Source organism: Lysobacter sp. TAB13 (assembly GCF_052113885.1).
Lineage (GTDB): Bacteria > Pseudomonadota > Gammaproteobacteria > Xanthomonadales > Xanthomonadaceae > Lysobacter > Lysobacter gummosus.
Map to the genome: position 1 here is coordinate 1 of NZ_JBFRDR010000255.1, position 418 is coordinate 418.

At 68.9% G+C, this 418-nt stretch carries 1 pseudogene; it reads left to right on the top strand.

Annotated elements, in window-relative coordinates:
* Window positions 1-178: 178 nt before the first annotated feature.
* Window positions 179-418 (top strand): annotated as a pseudogene (locus tag AB4Y92_RS26060) (molecular chaperone HtpG); the annotation flags it as partial.

Genomic DNA, 418 nt, shown 5'->3' on the forward strand with positions numbered 1-418 from the left:
GGCCAGTTCGGCGTCGGCTTCTACTCGGCCTTCATGGTCGCGGACAAGGTCGAGGTCGTCAGCCGCCGCGCCGGCAGCGACGAGGCCTGGCTCTGGTCATCGGACGGCAAGGGCGAATTCACCGTCGCCCCCGTCGCGCTGGACGCTGGAGCGCATCGTCAGGGATCAGTCCGGCCATGTGCCGGTGCCGATCTCGCTGATCGAGAAGCCGGGCGCGGAGGCAACCACGCTGGCCGACGGCGCGGCGCTCTGGGCCAAGCCCAAGAGCGAGATCAGTGCGCAGGACTACACGGATTTCTATCGCAGCGTCGCCGCGCAATACGACGAGCCGAGCGCGACGATCCATTTCCGGGCCGAGGGCCGCCACGAATACACCGCGCTGCTCTTCGTGCCGGGCGGGCGCCCCTTCGACCTGTTC